Raw genomic sequence first — 13645 nt, 5'->3', positions numbered from 1 at the left:
GTCGCAATTTTCAAGACAACTTCTAAAGACAAGAGTGTATGACAGATACAAGGAACAAACCGGGCGGTCGTCCGGCAAAGAGCCGGATAGACAAGCAGAGAAGGGTGGTCAGCACGAAGCTGACCGAATTGCAGTATTACGCTGTCAGGAAACGGGCGGGCGAAGCCGGGATGCGTGTCAGCGAATACGTGCGGCAGGCGGTCGTGGCGGCGCAGGTGACGCCCCGGCTGAACAGGCAGGACGCGGACACCCTCCGCAAGCTGGCGGGCGAAGCCAACAACATCAACCAACTGGCGCACCGGGCAAATACCGGGGGCTTCGCGCTGGTGGCGGTTGAACTGGTGAAGCTCAAGAACAAGATAGTAGAAATCATAAGCCATTTGTCGGATGATTGGAAAAATAAGGAAAGGAAGCGGGTTTAAGGGCTGTGTGGACTATGTGCTGGGCAAGCAGCAGGCGGTGCTGCTCCATGCGGACGGGGTGCTGGCGGAAAGCAGGCAGGACATCGTCCGCAGCTTCCTCGCGCAAGCCTCCATGAACCCGCGCTTGGGCAAACCCGTCGGGCATATCGCGCTGAGCTATTCGGCAGCGGACGCGCCCCGGCTGACGGACGAGAAGATGGTGCAACTGGCGCAGGAATACATGCGTGAGATGAAAATCACCGACACGCAGTACATCATCGTGCGCCACCAGGACAGGGAACATCCGCACGTGCATATCGTGTTCAACCGCGTAGGCAACGACGGCAAGACCATTTCTGACCGGAACGACATGTACCGTAACGAGCAGGTGTGCAAGAAGCTGAAAGCCAAACACGGGCTTTATTTCGCCAAGGGGAAAGAGCGGGTGAAGCAGCATAGGTTGAAGGAGCCGGACAAGTCGAAGTACGAGATTTACACGGCTGTGAAAAATGAAATCGGCAAATCCCGGAACTGGAAGCAGTTGCAGGAGCGGCTGGCGGAAAAGGGAATCACCATCCGGTTCAAATGCAAAGGGCAGACGGGCGAGATACAGGGCATTTCCTTTTCCAAAGGCGGATACACGTTCAAGGGTTCGGAGATAGACCGCAGCTTCAGCTTCTCCAAGCTGGATAAGCATTTCGGGAACGCAGGAATGGATACCACAGAAAATAGTCGGCAGCAGATATTTTCCGCACCTATTTTGGAGCCTGAGCAAACACCGCAAAGGAACGACAGCCCTTCAATGGGCGGCTTGTTCAGCCTGTTTGATGTTTCGCCGTCTGCTCCATCGGACGAAGAAATTGACTGGAATCTGAGAAAAAAGAAGAAGAAAAAGAAAAGACAACTTAAACTGTAAACGGATATGGAAGAAAATTTGATTTTAGAGGGGCTTCTCTCCATGGTCACGGAACTGAAGGAGAAGCAGGAAGCGCAGGTAACGCCAGCCAGTCGGGAAGAAACGCTCGAAAGGCTGGATGTCATCGAACGGACATTGTCGGAGTTACGCAGGAACCCGGCGATTCCCGAAAAAGAGTTACAGGCAGTCCAAAGCCGACTTGACAACATAAGGGACGAGATGCAAGGTCAGCAGAAGCACATTGAGGACACCAAGAGAATAGCGTTGGAAACCTACCGTTGCTTCAATGTAATGGTCAAGACCCTGAACGCTTACAGGACGGAGAGGGAGGAAGCCGCTCCTTTACCGTTTTACCGGCGGATTTACAACAGGGTCGCTTCGTGGGTACGTCCAAGACTGTTCCTCTTTTCGGCAGGTCTGATTGTCTGCGCCGCTTCCCTGTACCTGAATGTCCGTCTGGCAGAACGGATGGGACAGTTGCAGGACAACGACATGAAATACCGCTTCCTGCTAATGCAGGGGCAGGCAGACGGCACCACCCTTGAATGGCTGGAGAAAAAATTCAAGTGGCAGCGGGACGGGCGTTTCATCCGCAGCCTGACGGATTCGGTGTTAAACTTTGAAGAACGTTGCCGCAAGCAGGCGGAAGCCTTGGAACGGGCAAGGTTGCTCAATGAACAGGCAAAGCAATTGAAAAGGGAAGCTGACAAGATTGCTAATCCATAAAAATAAAAAGAGAAAAGTCGGAGTAAGAAGATTCAATTCATATTCCGACTTTTCATCCTTTTTTCTTATAGATTGCTCCATTATAACATCTAAAATGCAAATGAGATTGTCACGTAGCTACCGTGTATTTTCTCTGCTTTGGGATAAAAATACCCCAATAATGTATTGTCATATTTCATATTCCTGCGCATGGCAAAAACGTCTAAATTGGAAAATATGTAACCGACAGTTATCATTAGCGGATCGATTTTTATAGCAATGCCTACCCTAATATCATAAAAGCACCAATTCCCTCTCTTATTACTGATATACTTTTGCTCATAAGGAATGTAATACTCGTCTTTGCAAATGTCGATGCAAGCCTTATCATATGGAATATTCATTATCAATCCTGTTTCTGCAGTCATGTGGACTGAAAAATCTTCTTTTTTGATGATTGTAGGCGAAATCAAGAGTATCGACGGATGAAAGTATAAGTCTGAGAGTTCCTGATAATCTTCATTGACTTTCCAATATTTGCCACTTGGAACGCAAGCAGAACTGAATTGTTTCCAAAAGCCAATGCCACTACCAATTCCCACATAAGGTACAGGCAACCAGTGATAAGAAGCTTCAAGCTGCCACGTGTCACCGGAAGTCAAGGCTGCGGTCAAACCTACATTATGGTGCGGATTATCTTCTTGCGCTTTCGCCTTCACACAAAAGAAAGCGAAAATACATATACATAACACGCATCTGAAAAAGGAAAACAAGGAAAACTTTTCTACTAAAAAATCAGCCATGACAATTCAACGATTTTTATTCACCATTTGTTTGAGAAATGATTTCTTGCAGTACATATTGTGTTGTCTGACACCTTGTATCTTTAGGATGGGCTGAGAGGACTATTTTCTCTACTCGCAGCTCATAATCATATCCTTTTTCGTAAGTAAAACCTTCTATTTTATTGAACGGAACATTCGTCCATGCATCCTTTTCAGATTCACGTATTTTCATACAAGGTGCTTGAAGGTCACTGTTACCCCAATCATTCCAATCATATATTCCTTCTTTTGCCGATACAAACAGACTGATGGTGTCACGTGTACTTTCAGCCTCTTCTTTTGACAGTTCTTTCACCAGCTTATAAGTATATCCGCTGCCATCTGCCGGAGGATTTCCCAAGGTTGTCCGCTCTATCTGTAACTTATAGGCGTATCCACGGTCATACTTAAATCCGGCTATTTCGTTGAAGTCCATATATTCGAAATCAGCATTTCCAACCTTTACCCACATGCCTTCAATCGGGTAACTTGACATGACAGGACTGTCAATATAGGTCATGGGAGAAACCTCAGCATCCATCGTTTCCACTTTGTCTTTCGGCGTATCGTCATCCATACAACCTGCCATCAGGAAACAGATTGAACATAACAGTAAAAATAATACACCATTTCTTTTCATAATCGCACTTTTGTGGTTTTACTGCTGACAAAGGTATATAATTCCCCTTCTGATAGATATCTTACTATATGGAATTTATCCGTTTTAAGAATATTTAGCTCACTAAACTCCAGATTTTATTATCTATCTGCAATCTCAAAGCGCACCAGCATGGAATAGTTCTTCTTAATGGTACGGAAGTTGTCGAATGAAGCGGCATCGGATGCCAGAACGTTGCTTTGCGCAAATGGAAAAGCATTGCTGCTCCCTTCTTCCACAATGCGTATCACGTTGCCCAATTTCTTGCCTAATGCCTCCACCAAATAAGTAGCTTTCCGTTGGGCGGCTTTCAATGCTTCAATCTTCCCCTTTTGGTGATAGGCAAGCATATCTTTGTTCTCCAATTCGCCGATGCGCATGGTGTGGATGCCTTTCGTGTCGATGCGTTTGACGATTTCATTAATCTGATTGAAGTCTGTCAAGGTAATGTCGAATTTTTTAGAGACCAAAAAGTCTTGCCCTTGCTGCCGCCAATAGTCACCGATTTCTTGTGTCCGGATAGCATTTTGCGGAATACCTGCCTTATCAAGAGCTTCTCTCAATCCTTGCTCTATCTCTGACAAAGGCACTTTGGTATGGTATTCTTCGGGCTTCGATTTGCCGTCGAATTCTTCCTCGAAGTATTCACGGATTTCAATCAGATAATGGATTTTGTCGGGTACGATTTCTATTTCCGATGTACCCGTCACTTCGATGTAGCACTCATTTGTCTGTGCTTGTAACGAAATAGTGGTCAATAGGCTGATTGTCAATGCAAATAATTTTATTCTCATTTCTTCTGGTTTTATTTATTTGTTCTCAAATCCTTTTACAATGGAACAGGCATCAATATAGTCCAATGTGTTTATAATTGAGTCCTGTTTTTCTTGGCTTAACCGATTAAAAAAGAGCGTATCATTTTCCCATCCGTTGGCTTCGAACAAAGCATCCAAAGAATCCTTCTTTTCTTTTAACAAGCTTTTATATAAAGATAACATGTCATAATTATGTGGATTCGATATTTGGAAATTCCCACTTTCTAACCTCATGTTTATTCGTGGCGCGGTAATCACGGAATCATTGAATACAAATCCTATCCGCTTGCCTATGAGCTGTTCCGTCGAATCTGCCCATGCCTGCAATTTATGCTTGCTTACACTTCCTGTTATTACCGCTTTTCCGAAGAAGTCGTTGTCCAGCCGTAAGCTGGCAAATTCCTTTACAGTAACAATTGGTCGGGAAGCTATGCTGTCTTTTTGTCCGTCTATGATGCGGTACCAACCGTTCTCCCTATGCTTGGCTGACTTTATATATCCATTTGCATAAGTTGCGATTATTTCTTTGTTCTCATCATAGACATATCCGTTGGAATAATTCCCTTTGACTTTTCTTTCATTATCAAAAATGTATCCATTGGCATAATAGCCCACAACTTTTCCTTTTGCATCCACAATATAACCATTACGGTATGTGGTCATATTTGTCGTTCCGCAAGAAACAAAACAACAAATGATGACTGTTACAGTTACTGACAGAAATATGTGTACAAGTGCTATGTACTTAAAATGCATCCTCGCTTTCATTCCTCTTGTTTTTAGTGTTACTTCATTATGATTGATAGCCAATCACGGTCTATCTTGTCCACTGAAACATCTTTGTGCAATGTTACCAAGCCTTTGCTTTTTACATATTGCTTTTCCGTGAATAAAGGCGGTTGTTTGGAAGCCCTGAAAGTTTGGGTCAAAGCTGCTGTTTCCATAAAACGCCCGTCAATAAACTCAAAACGCTTATAGCAGTAAGATGCAGCCGAAATGCGTGATGAAGAAAATACGCATTGTTTCTCGTTGTTTATTTGTGGATTTTCTATCTGCTTAAAGCTCTCATCTTTACGATATTGCTTCTTCGTTTCGTCCCATACAAAGCAATCATAATACTGTATCATCTGATTACCATACCGACCAAGGTTGACAAGTATATCGTCCTTACCGTCAAAATTGACATCTTGTAAATTAACCCCAATATTAAGATTATCGGCAAACTCAATGTCGGACGGATAGGAATAAGATATTTCCTGGGCTGTTTTTCCCTGCTTATCAAATAGGGCGATTCGCAATCCTTTCAAGTTCGTACCGTTCCTGACAGCCGTATATCTCATCATTTTAGTTCCATTATGCCCAACGAGCTCCCATTCGTCAGATGCCCAAAAAGAATGTTCTCCGTCATCATGCGCTTTTCCGCTTGTTGTCGTTTGAGCTTTCCCGTTTTCAAACGGTGTGGCAAACTTGAATTGAGGCTTAATGACCACATTGCCCAATGAATCGGCAAAGCCAACCAGTCCGTTATCATCCATGATGCGGAAAAGTCCTTCACGGATATGGTCGGGACTGCTATCGCATTTGAACACATAAAACAATTCTTTGCCTTGATTGTCTATGCAAACAATCCGTGCGTCCTGCTTGTTCTCATACACAAAACCGATGTGCCGTATAGTATCTGTTTGGCAGAATTTATACTTACCGTATGGTACAATGGTATCACCACGTTCATTCAAGTAGCATACAGGGACACCGACTTCAAGATGTTTTTCTGTTGTATGGGCAATCAAGCTCTCGTTCCTCTTAAAAATTACGGGTATAGTCCACACAGATTTCTGAAATTCTCCTTTGCCGTAATAATTGATAGTGGGTGTCCAGCGGGGCATCTTTCTGATGATTTCCAATACTTGGTTGTCCCAATCTTCAATACCGCAGCTTTGCACCACTTTCGCATCATATACTTCTCCATACGAGTTAATCCGCACTGTATAGATGCCTCTCGCTTGTTGTTTATCACCCAATAAATTAGGTTCATACTTTAAGTGTTGGGTGATGTAATTTTGCGCAGACCACGGCTTCCCGTCTTGAAAATAAGAAACGGTTTCCCATTCAACGAAGCAATGCTTCAATTCTTCTTCCGTGATGCTATCCGCTTTCACCTTGTCCCTGTAATGTTGGGGCAAGAAAGGAACATATACCGCATAGAAACATTTCATCCGCTTGCCGTTCTTGTCCCTGCACGGCAGACAATGCGGCAATTCTTTTATCAGCCGGACAACTTCTTTGTCAAATTCTTTATGTTTGGATGTCAACACATTGATTCCGCGCGGTAGCCCCAATGTGTCGATAGAGAACATCACTACGGAATATCCTGCTTGGTTTTTCTTCAACAATTTTTCGGGATAAACCATTTGGGAAGCGAAATACTTTTCCAAGTCGTAATTCCATTTCGCCCATCGGGGCGGCTCTATGGCTGACAGGTCTTTGAAAGGTTTCCCTGACATATCCAAAGTACCCAAGTTCCAACTGATTTCCGCACGCCAAATGCTGTCCAAGCGATTTTCATTCTTCCGTTGTCCTTGTAAGCTATTATCTGTTGTACATATGACAGGACCGACACCAACAGTCAGCGTATCGGGCAGGTATTGAAAGACTAATATACTGTCAGTCAGCTCTTGGATAATGTAATTTTCCCTCGATTCAAAGGCTTTGATTGTATCTCCGTATAAAGAATAAGAATAAAAAGTTTCTTTCCTTTTTCCATCATACAAAAAGACGTTTCTCCACCCCGCATCACGAAATTCCATTTCCATAGCATATTGCTTGTTTGGGGGTAATTGCACTTTCCATACTTTGTTTTCCAGCAATGCGGACATATCTGCACATTTATTGTTTTGGGCAGAAAGTCCGCCTATTACAACCCATGCAAGCCATATGAACAGAAGTTTCTTCATAACCTATCATCTTAATAGCACTCAAAGATAGCGAAAAGGAATAATCTAATCAATTATTAGACAATTCCTTTCCCGTTAGGTTTAAGCAAATTAACTCTTATGGTGAAAATAGGCACCTTAAAAATATCTACAAGTTTAGTTTGTTCCTTTGTCTATATACCCAAACCAACCTAAACCTATTCTTGTAGGCAGTAATAAACGTGCTGGCGAAAAGAGAAAAGGATGGATATTTCTTCTCTTTTCGCCAGTAGTACTTTTATTGCTAATAGTTTGCAGCCGAGATAAACTTCTTGATTTCTTCCTCCGACGGCAGTTCTATCATATATTTCCGCACAAAGATGTTGGGGTCTAATCCGGCGGTGGCGTACTTCACCATCGTATCGCCCTTTTCGGTGCAGAGCAGGATGCCGACGGGCGGATTGTCGTCGGGCTGCATCACTTCCGCCTTGAAGTAGTTGAGGTACAGGTTCAGTTGTGAGGCATACTCGTGGCGGAACTTGTCTATCTTCAATTCTACGATGACGTGGCATTTCAGGATGCGGTGGTAGAACACGAGGTCGGCAAAGAAATAATCCCCGTCTATCAGGATTCGCTTTTGGCGGGCTTCGAAGCAGAAGCCGTGTCCCATTTCCAAGAGGAAGCGTTGCAGGTTGTCAAGTATGGATTGTTCCAAGTCGCTCTCCGTTACCAAAGCACGGTCGTTCAATCCCAAGAACTCCAATGTGACAGGCGTGTTGATAACGTCTTTGGGCTGCAACGGCGCGGCTTGCTGTTGCACCAAGGCGGATAGGGCTTCCTTGTTCCTTGACAATCCGCTGCGCTCGTAATAGAGGGAGTTGATTTGGCGTTCCAATTCCTTATACGACCAGCATCCACGAATGGTTTCCATTTCATAAAAGGCTCTTTTTACCGGGTTGTCAATCGTGGATATAAGCATCAGATTAGAATATGTGAGCCTGTTAAAGAGCCTGTCAGCCGAAATCATCCATCTTTTTGCGTCATTCAATTCGGCGGACGGCATCCGCCGAATGTTTGTCGCAGATTCGGCGGACGGCAACCGCCGAATTGGTTCCATGAATTCGGCACTCAGTGTGTGCCGAATTTGGCTTTGCGAAACAATGTATTGTGCAATAGGCTCTTTCAGTTGCGGGTAAACAAGGTACAATCGCCGGAACTCACGAAACCTGCGCTCGTTCAGCCCCTTGACGTTCAGCCGCTGTTCCAGCTTCTTCAACAGTTGTTCGCCGTATGCGGCACGGTCTTCCCCGTTCTGTTCAAACTCTACGATGTAGCAGCCCATGAGCCAGTTGCGGGCGGTCAGGGCAAGATTTACAGCGTGTGCGGCTTGCGCCTGCAACGTGCTTTGTATCGTGCTGATATGTTTTACTAATGCTTCAAAGTTCATAGTTGCAAAGATAAGTCTTTTGTGGTTAAAACTTTAATTCCGGCAGGCTGTTTATCGCTTCCTCCTTCAATTTATCCACCGCACGGGTGTATTTCTCCGTATGTTTCAGTCCGCTATGCCCTAAAAGGCTGGCAACCGTCTTGATGTTCGCACCATTGTTGAGGATGTTCACGGCAAACGAGTGGCGGGCGCAATGCCAGCTGATGTGCTTGTCTATCCCGGCTCTTTTCACCCAACGCTTGACCGATTTGCAGCAACTTTCATAAGAAGGCAAATTGAAAATGAGAGCGTCCTTGTTGCCATCTGGCGGTGTCCCCACAAGCGAAAGAATCCCGTCATTGAGCGGAATGACCACTCCGCTGTTGGCTGAATGTCCTTTGGTTTTGGTCTGCTCGAACTGCAACTTCTTGTTGGAATAGTCGATATTCCGGTAAGTAAGGTCTTTCACATCACAGAAGCGCAAACCGCAATACAGACAGAAGATGAACGCGCGTCTTACGTTGGGGGTCTCGTTCTCATAATGACACGCTATCAACCGTTGGATTTCCTCCGGCGAAAGCACGTCTTTGCGCAATATCTGGCTGTCCACCTTGCAGGTAACGCCCTTGCACGGGTCTTTCAACATCACATCATGGTCAATCGCATAATGGATTACCTTCTTGAAACGCTGGAAGATGCTTTTGGCTCCTTCGCCCACACTTCGCGATTGCAAATAAGCCACAAACTGCTCCATCATGTCCTTTGTGATAAGTTCGGGCTTGATGCTGAACTCATACATCGGATAATGCTCATGCAAAAAATCCTTGAATCGGCTGAGCGCGATTTGCACCATCCGAATGTCCTTCTTGGTGTAGTCATTGATATAGGCTTGAAAATAATCCAAGAAATTCACGTTCCGGTCTTTTTTCAGGCGATACCCCAACATGCTTTCCTTGAACTCCTGTTCACGTTCCGCGCGTATCCTTACGGCAAGCTCCAATGTTTCCTTGTTCTGCTGGCGTTCCGCAGGGGTACGGGGCTTGTCTATCAGATACAGGCTAAGGTTTTCTTTTCGCCTATGATGTTTGACTGCGAATTTTGGCTTTCCTTGCATCTTCCCGCTATCGTAGTACACCTGATTGCCGTTTTCGTCCAGCACAGGCTTTTCCTCCCTGCCCAAATAATACTCCAGATAAAGGCTGATTCTGCCATCCGAAAGTTTATTTTGCTCCAATTTGGGGTTTTCTTTCGTTTTATTTTCTAACTTTGCCATTGCTTAGAGGTTTTATCCCGATTCAGATACCATAACCGGGAGATTACACTAAATAATTGATTTCCTTTTGTTTTCCGATGTTGCAAAGGTACAAAAGAAATCGGAATTTCAAAGCGTACTAAAAGTGTACTGAATAACAGAAAATGGGCAAAATATGGCAAAAATGGAGAAAATAAGAAACACGCAAGTCATTGATAATAAGGAAGATAAATTCTTTTATTTTCCTATGGTTTCTATGGGCTGTACCGGGTCTGGGTACGAAGAGGTTGACTTAATCAAGTCAGCCTTTTTTTATATACAAACCAATCTTTCGCTCCCATGAAGAATCGTATCGCAGAGCTTGATTACTTGAAAGCCATATTCATTTTGCTGATGATTGTCTTTCACCTGGTTTATATCGGTGACAAGTATCCCTATGCCAAGTCGTTGGTTTACACTTTCCACATGCCTGCGTTTCTTATTATCTCCGGTTATGTAATGAACATCGCCAAGGAAGGCCGTCTGTTTCTTCGGAGCATGGGGTGGATTTTTGTCCCTTATGCGGTGATGGAAACCAGCTACGTCGTGATGTCCTCCATACTTCCCGTCCGGGAATCAGTGGGACATTTGAGCGTGTCGTTATGGCTCGATAAGTTGTTCCTTCATCCGCTGGGGCCTTACTGGTATCTGCATACCCTGATGCTGTGCGGACTGACGTATTGGGGAGTGGATAAACTGGCCGGGCGATGGAACCGTACGGTGTCTGTACTGATTCTGCTGGCATTGTGCTATGCCGTATTGTCAGCTTTAGGTGTACTGTCCCTGATCAATGCACTTTATTTCATGGCGGGTGTGGCATTGAAACGGACGACCGTGGATTTCCGTACCTTTTTTGCTCCTTCCTTTTGGGCAATTCTCCCCATTGTCTGGCTGGCTTCCGAGGAAGTGAATTTGGATAAGTCTTCACTGGCCGGAGTCGCTTTGACCTACTTGGTAATGAGTCTGCTGCTGGCCGTGTTCCGGTATCTTCCGAGGGGAGTGAAACATCCGCTGGGTTATGTCGGTTCGCATACATTCATCTTGCTGGTCTTTTCTCCGGTCTTTACAATGGCGGTGAAGCCGTTGGTGAAGGTGTTTGCCTTCGACGGGAGCGGAATGATTTTTCTGTGTGTCTCACTTTGTATTTGCGTAATGGGCTCCTTTGCGATAGCCTGGTGTATGGACAGACTGCGGATATCCCGTTTTTTCTGGGGGAAACCCCGTATGCTCCAGTCATTGGACATGAACCGATGACATTTTGACACACCTGTTTTCTGGCATTGAATTTGTTCTTTATCTAGCAGATGTTGAATTACTTAACCAAATACATAAAACTATGATTTCAGAAAAATTACAAAATGCCATCAACGAGCAGATTACTGCCGAGATGTGGTCTTCTAACTTGTATTTGTCTATGTCTTTCTATCTGAAGAAAGAAGGTTTCGACGGTTTCGCTTCTTGGCTGAGACAGCAATCACAGGAAGAGTTGCAACATGCATACGATTTGGCTGATTACTTGGCTAAACGTGGGGGAGCCGCAAAGGTAGACAAGATTGATGTCGTTCCGCAAGGCTGGGGAAGCGTACAGGAAGTCTTTGAACATGTGTACCAGCACGAATGCCACGTATCTGAATTGATTGATGAGCTGGTAAACGTAGCTTCTGAAGTAAAAGATAAGGCTTCACAGGATTTCTTGTGGGGGTATGTACGTGAGCAGGTAGAAGAGGAAGCTACTGCTCAGAACATCCTTGAAAAGATTAAGAAATGCGGTGATGCAGCCGGCATTCTTTACTTGGACGACAAGCTGGGACAACGCAAATAATCGCACGCGTTCTTCATGAAATATTTATCTTGGGTGAAGACCTGATGAAATTTAGGTTTTCATTCAGGATATTTTGTATCATAATTTCCCTATCCTTTTTGTTTTTCCACTATAAATTTTATCTTTGCCTCGTTAAATAAATATTGAATCCGAGCAAAATGGGGGATATAATACTAAGGGGGTGGAACTGGTGCCGCCGCTTCCGGCATCGTCGTGGATATGGAGTGCATTCTCCTTCCGATTTCTTTTTTATCACGTTCGTAGTGTACGAGCGCTTGCCGTTCTATGCCTATGGGCCGTTGCATCACTTGCGCAGAGTGGTAGCTTTTTTGCCTCATTACCGGGAAAAGGTAGATAAGTTCCTGTTTCGGCTGGTCAACTATCTGCGGCCGTCCGTAATGTGGGAAATCGGTACGGGAAGCGGCATGAGTACCCGTTATATGGCCGAAGCCCATGCCGACATGCAGGTCTATACGTTTTCAGCAGAGCCGGAAGATGCCGTGAAACGAATTCTTTCGGGAAAACCTTCCATTGATTACCGGACTGGCGACTGTTGCACGGAGATGAAGAAACTGGTTGCGGAAGGGGTGAAACCGGAAATCGTGCATATCGCCCATACCACTGCTTACAAAGAAGCGTATGAGCAACTGCTTCCACTGGCCGATAAACATACGTGCTTCGTGATTGGTACACCCTATGCCACGCCGGACAAGAAAAAATGGTGGAAAGAAGTGATTGCAGACCCTCGTACGGGAGTGACATTCGATCTTTACGACGTAGGACTGGTGTTTTTCGATAAGGAACGTGTGAAAGAACACCGCATCGTGAATTTCCTTTGAATTTGCTAAAACCTTTGAACTTGAAGATATGAAACTGACCAAGATTTATACGAAGACGGGAGATAAAGGTACTACTTCCTTGGTGGGAGGAGTACGGGTGTCCAAATCAGACGTACGTCTGGAAGCGTATGGCACGGTGGATGAATTGAACTCTACCATCGGATTGCTGGTTTCCGTGATGGGTGATCCGGAAAATGAGGAACTGCTTCGTCATGTGCAGCACAAGCTTTTTTCATTAGGGTCTTATCTGGCTACGGACATCGAAAAGATGGACCGTCCGGTAGAAAGTCATATCTCCGAGGAAAACGTGCATCGGTTGGAACAGGCCATCGACCGGATAAACAGCTCGTTGCCTTCCTTATCCGGTTTCATTCTGCCGGGGGGAAGTTATCCAGCTTCCGTCTGCCATGTCTGCCGCACGGTTTGCCGTCGTGCGGAACGGCGGATTCAGGCACTGGAAGACACGCTTTCCTATGAACTGGATGAGCAGGTAAAGTGTTTTATCAACAGATTATCTGATTATTTGTTCGTTTTGTCAAGGAGGTTAAATAATTTAACAGAAGAAAGCGAAATTTATTGGGATAAGCGTTGCGAGTGAAAGAATTTGTTATACATTTGTGTTTCAATATAACGGAAGTAAAACTGTTTAAAATTATATACTATGTATTGGACATTGGAATTGGCCTCAAAGCTGGAAGATGCTCCTTGGCCAGCAACTAAAGACGAGTTAATTGACTATGCAATGCGTTCGGGGGCTCCTTTGGAAGTCATCGAGAACTTGCAGGAAATGGAAGATGAAGGTGAAATTTATGAAAGTATAGAAGATATCTGGCCTGATTATCCTAGTAAGGAAGATTTCTTCTTCAACGAGGAGGAATATTAAGAAGCTAAAATCAAATTAAATGATTTAATATCAGCGGGATAAGCAAAAATAATTTGTTTGTCCCGCTGGTGTTTTATAGGCTTAAATGGTGTGGTTTGTTTGTCTAAAATGCAATTTTTCTTCTTGAAAACAGAGTTTGTTTGTCTAAAATAC

General features: G+C 44.6%; 16 protein-coding genes. 9 read left to right on the top strand and 7 right to left on the bottom strand.

The genetic code is table 11. The features are described 5' to 3' along the window. Positions 1–38: 38 nt before the first annotated feature. Genes BQ7480_RS16105 through BQ7480_RS16095 form a run of 3 tightly spaced genes read left to right on the top strand, consistent with a single transcriptional unit; the run spans position 39 to position 2043 of the window. Entirely contained in the window at positions 39–422 is a 384-nt protein-coding gene (locus BQ7480_RS16105) for a MobC family plasmid mobilization relaxosome protein (protein WP_072543638.1), read from the top strand. Then, positions 388–1317 (top strand): relaxase/mobilization nuclease domain-containing protein, encoded by a 930-nt coding sequence (locus tag BQ7480_RS16100; protein WP_072543637.1) that lies wholly within the window; start codon positions 388–390, stop codon positions 1315–1317. Before BQ7480_RS16105 ends, BQ7480_RS16100 begins: the two co-directional genes overlap by 35 nt. Before the next feature lie 6 nt (positions 1318–1323). Then, the gene (locus BQ7480_RS16095) at positions 1324–2043 is read left to right on the top strand and encodes a hypothetical protein (RefSeq protein ID WP_072543636.1); all 720 of its coding nucleotides are present in this window, start codon (positions 1324–1326) and stop codon (positions 2041–2043) included. Between the two features lie 89 nt (positions 2044–2132). Here BQ7480_RS16095 and BQ7480_RS16090 read toward each other — a convergent pair whose 3' ends face one another. From BQ7480_RS16090 to BQ7480_RS16060, 7 genes are all read right to left on the bottom strand, one after another. Beyond that, positions 2133–2825, bottom strand: a complete 693-nt coding sequence (locus BQ7480_RS16090) for a hypothetical protein (protein ID WP_072543635.1) — start codon at positions 2823–2825, stop codon at positions 2133–2135. Positions 2826–2841: 16 nt separating this feature from the next. After that, complete coding sequence (locus BQ7480_RS16085; protein ID WP_072543634.1) at positions 2842–3435, bottom strand: DUF4377 domain-containing protein; 594 nt, start codon at positions 3433–3435, stop codon at positions 2842–2844. A 170-nt stretch (positions 3436–3605) separates the two neighbouring features. Further along, positions 3606–4298 carry an SIMPL domain-containing protein gene (locus BQ7480_RS16080; RefSeq protein ID WP_072543633.1) on the bottom strand — a complete coding sequence of 231 codons (693 nt, stop codon included), beginning with the start codon at positions 4296–4298 and terminating at the stop codon, positions 3606–3608. Positions 4299–4313: 15 nt separating this feature from the next. Continuing rightward, positions 4314–5087, bottom strand: coding sequence for a SecDF P1 head subdomain-containing protein (locus tag BQ7480_RS18045; protein ID WP_072546318.1), 774 nt, complete (start codon positions 5085–5087; stop codon positions 4314–4316). Positions 5088–5104: 17 nt separating this feature from the next. Next, a complete protein-coding gene (locus BQ7480_RS16070; protein ID WP_072543631.1) occupies positions 5105–7273 on the bottom strand; it encodes an XAC2610-related protein in 2169 nt (722 codons plus the stop codon). Positions 7274–7535: 262 nt separating this feature from the next. Next, entirely contained in the window at positions 7536–8678 is a 1143-nt protein-coding gene (locus BQ7480_RS16065) for a PDDEXK nuclease domain-containing protein (RefSeq protein WP_072543630.1), read from the bottom strand. Between the two features lie 25 nt (positions 8679–8703). Continuing rightward, a complete protein-coding gene (locus BQ7480_RS16060) occupies positions 8704–9930 on the bottom strand; it encodes a site-specific integrase (RefSeq protein ID WP_072543629.1) in 1227 nt (408 codons plus the stop codon). A gap of 154 nt (positions 9931–10084) precedes the next feature. Between BQ7480_RS16060 and BQ7480_RS17990 the strand changes: the two genes are divergently transcribed. From BQ7480_RS17990 to BQ7480_RS16035, 6 genes are all read left to right on the top strand, one after another. Further along, complete coding sequence (locus BQ7480_RS17990) at positions 10085–10252, top strand: hypothetical protein (RefSeq protein ID WP_167363327.1); 168 nt, start codon at positions 10085–10087, stop codon at positions 10250–10252. After that, complete coding sequence (locus BQ7480_RS16055; protein ID WP_072543628.1) at positions 10249–11202, top strand: acyltransferase family protein; 954 nt, start codon at positions 10249–10251, stop codon at positions 11200–11202. The genes BQ7480_RS17990 and BQ7480_RS16055 overlap by 4 nt, the downstream gene beginning before the upstream one ends. Before the next feature lie 82 nt (positions 11203–11284). Next, on the top strand, positions 11285–11770 hold the full coding sequence (locus BQ7480_RS16050; RefSeq protein ID WP_022354678.1) for a ferritin: 486 nt from the start codon (positions 11285–11287) through the stop codon (positions 11768–11770). Positions 11771–11928: 158 nt separating this feature from the next. Then, positions 11929–12609, top strand: a complete 681-nt coding sequence (locus BQ7480_RS16045) for an O-methyltransferase (RefSeq protein WP_072543627.1) — start codon at positions 11929–11931, stop codon at positions 12607–12609. Between the two features lie 28 nt (positions 12610–12637). Continuing rightward, entirely contained in the window at positions 12638–13207 is a 570-nt protein-coding gene (locus BQ7480_RS16040) for a cob(I)yrinic acid a,c-diamide adenosyltransferase (RefSeq protein ID WP_072543626.1), read from the top strand. Positions 13208–13270: 63 nt separating this feature from the next. Then, positions 13271–13492, top strand: a complete 222-nt coding sequence (locus BQ7480_RS16035; RefSeq protein WP_002558131.1) for a DUF2795 domain-containing protein — start codon at positions 13271–13273, stop codon at positions 13490–13492. Positions 13493–13645: the final 153 nt, after the last annotated feature.

It is taken from the genome of Bacteroides mediterraneensis, from assembly GCF_900128455.1.
In the GTDB taxonomy this organism is placed as follows: domain Bacteria; phylum Bacteroidota; class Bacteroidia; order Bacteroidales; family Bacteroidaceae; genus Phocaeicola; species Phocaeicola mediterraneensis.
The sequence above is the reverse complement of the archived record's forward strand: the minus strand, read 5'-3'. Positions and strand labels throughout refer to the sequence as shown.

Coding starts and splice junctions, on each gene's coding strand:
- BQ7480_RS16055 (WP_072543628.1), top strand. CDS start 10,249: ATGAAGAATCGTATCGCAGAGCTTGATTACTTGAAAGCCATATTCATT.
- BQ7480_RS17990 (WP_167363327.1), top strand. CDS start 10,085: ATGGCAAAAATGGAGAAAATAAGAAACACGCAAGTCATTGATAATAAG.
- BQ7480_RS16040 (WP_072543626.1), top strand. CDS start 12,638: ATGAAACTGACCAAGATTTATACGAAGACGGGAGATAAAGGTACTACT.
- BQ7480_RS16045 (WP_072543627.1), top strand. CDS start 11,929: ATGGGGGATATAATACTAAGGGGGTGGAACTGGTGCCGCCGCTTCCGG.
- BQ7480_RS16105 (WP_072543638.1), top strand. CDS start 39: ATGACAGATACAAGGAACAAACCGGGCGGTCGTCCGGCAAAGAGCCGG.
- BQ7480_RS16070 (WP_072543631.1), bottom strand. CDS start 7,273: ATGAAGAAACTTCTGTTCATATGGCTTGCATGGGTTGTAATAGGCGGA.
- BQ7480_RS16095 (WP_072543636.1), top strand. CDS start 1,324: ATGGAAGAAAATTTGATTTTAGAGGGGCTTCTCTCCATGGTCACGGAA.
- BQ7480_RS18045 (WP_072546318.1), bottom strand. CDS start 5,087: ATGAAAGCGAGGATGCATTTTAAGTACATAGCACTTGTACACATATTT.
- BQ7480_RS16090 (WP_072543635.1), bottom strand. CDS start 2,825: ATGGCTGATTTTTTAGTAGAAAAGTTTTCCTTGTTTTCCTTTTTCAGA.
- BQ7480_RS16050 (WP_022354678.1), top strand. CDS start 11,285: ATGATTTCAGAAAAATTACAAAATGCCATCAACGAGCAGATTACTGCC.
- BQ7480_RS16035 (WP_002558131.1), top strand. CDS start 13,271: ATGTATTGGACATTGGAATTGGCCTCAAAGCTGGAAGATGCTCCTTGG.
- BQ7480_RS16100 (WP_072543637.1), top strand. CDS start 388: ATGATTGGAAAAATAAGGAAAGGAAGCGGGTTTAAGGGCTGTGTGGAC.
- BQ7480_RS16080 (WP_072543633.1), bottom strand. CDS start 4,298: ATGAGAATAAAATTATTTGCATTGACAATCAGCCTATTGACCACTATT.
- BQ7480_RS16085 (WP_072543634.1), bottom strand. CDS start 3,435: ATGGCAGGTTGTATGGATGACGATACGCCGAAAGACAAAGTGGAAACG.
- BQ7480_RS16060 (WP_072543629.1), bottom strand. CDS start 9,930: ATGGCAAAGTTAGAAAATAAAACGAAAGAAAACCCCAAATTGGAGCAA.
- BQ7480_RS16065 (WP_072543630.1), bottom strand. CDS start 8,678: ATGAACTTTGAAGCATTAGTAAAACATATCAGCACGATACAAAGCACG.